General features: G+C 37.3%; 1 protein-coding gene. It reads left to right on the plus strand.

Going from position 1 to position 1,848, the window contains the following annotated elements; genetic code table 11:
- Window positions 1–310: 310 nt before the first annotated feature.
- On the plus strand, window positions 311–1,606 hold the full coding sequence (locus tag KO502_RS00755) for an adenylosuccinate synthase (RefSeq protein WP_216020649.1): 1,296 nt from the start codon (window positions 311–313) through the stop codon (window positions 1,604–1,606).
- Window positions 1,607–1,848 lie beyond the last annotated feature (242 nt).

Here is a 1,848-nt window from a genome sequence, read left to right on the forward strand (position 1 = left end):
TAATCAACTTGGTATTAAATCATTGTTCACCTTCATTGCTTGAAGTACTTAAAGCAATGCAGGTGAACCCGGACACAATAACTGATTCTCAACCAAGTACTCACATTGAACCACTTCCTACAGCGAACCAGAACAAAATTGAGTTGAATAGCGACAGCTAAAAGCATATTAATTTTATAGTTAAACTACTAACTTTTATCATTATTTTTTATATTTTTGAGTAGTTAACCTAAAATATTACTTTTTAACTTGGACTACTATTTCTTTTTTGGTAAAATCTCCGCCTAATTTTCTTATGAAATAGTCAAACATGGGCAAAAATGTAGTAGTTCTCGGCACTCAATGGGGTGACGAAGGTAAAGGTAAGATCGTAGACTTACTAACCGATAAAGCGAAATATGTAGTTCGTTATCAAGGCGGTCACAATGCTGGTCACACTTTAGTGATCAACGGTGAAAAAACCGTATTACACCTTATTCCATCTGGCGTATTGCGTGAAAACGTAAAATGTTTAATTGGTAATGGTGTAGTGTTATGTCCTAAAGCTTTAATGACCGAAATTACCATGTTAGAAGCTAAAGGCGTTCCTGTTCGCGAACGTTTACTTATTAGCGATGCATGTCCTTTAATTCTTCCATATCACAATGCCTTAGATGCTGCACGTGAAACTGCACGTGGTAGTAAGCCAATTGGCACTACAGGTCGTGGTATTGGTCCAGCATACGAAGACAAAGTTGCTCGACGCGGTTTACGTGTTGGTGATTTATTCTGTGCAGAGACTTTTGCAGCTAAATTAAAAGAAATTGTTGAATATCATAACTTCTCATTGGTTAACTATTATAAAGTTGAACCTGTAAATTATGAAGAAGTACTTGCTGATGCGTTAGCTGTTGCTGATACTATTAAAAAGATGACTGCAGATATTTCAGAAATCTTAGATCAAGCTCGTATCGCTGGTGATTCAATTATGTTTGAAGGCGCGCAAGGTACTTTACTTGATATTGACCACGGCACATATCCATACGTAACCTCGTCAAATACTACTGCTGGTGGTGTTGCTACAGGTTGTGGTGTTGGCCCACGTCATCTTGATTACATTTTAGGTATTACTAAAGCTTACACAACACGTGTTGGCTCAGGTCCTTTCCCTACAGAGTTAAATGATGAAATTGGTAATCACTTAGGTACTGTTGGTCATGAGTTTGGTGCAACTACTGGTCGTGAACGTCGTTGTGGTTGGTTTGATGCTGTTGCAATGCATCGTGCAATCCAAGTAAACAGTGTTACAGGCTTTTGTCTAACTAAGCTTGATGTACTTGACGGTTTAGAAACGTTAAAAATCTGTACTGGTTACAAAACTGAAGCAGGTGATATTATCACTGTGCCACCAACGGCAGCTGAAGGTTATGAAAAAATCACACCAGTATACGAAGAAGTTCCAGGTTGGAGCGAAAGCACAGTAGGCGCAACTTCTGTTGACCAATTACCTGCTAACGCTCTTGCTTATATTAAGCGTATTGAAGAAATTACTGGTGTGCCGGTAGATATTATTTCTACAGGTCCAGATCGTATTGAAACGATTATTAAAGTAAACCCTTTCTCATAGCATTAACTCTCTTCTAAAAATAGACATTTGCATAAAAATCCAGCCAAGGGCTGGATTTTTTTTATCTGGAATAAAGTCATTTAACCAACTTATCTGAGTAATAATTTAATAGGGTTGATATATAAAGCTATATTGTATAAATCTATAAATAATACCAAGTTGATTAAGTTCTTTCCCACTCAGCGAAAGTTAAAAGGCTTAGAGGCAAGGCATTGATTGAAGAGAATGGTTATTCAGGAGAA

This window comes from Colwellia sp. E2M01 (genome assembly GCF_018860585.1).
Taxonomy (GTDB): Bacteria; Pseudomonadota; Gammaproteobacteria; order Enterobacterales; family Alteromonadaceae; genus Colwellia.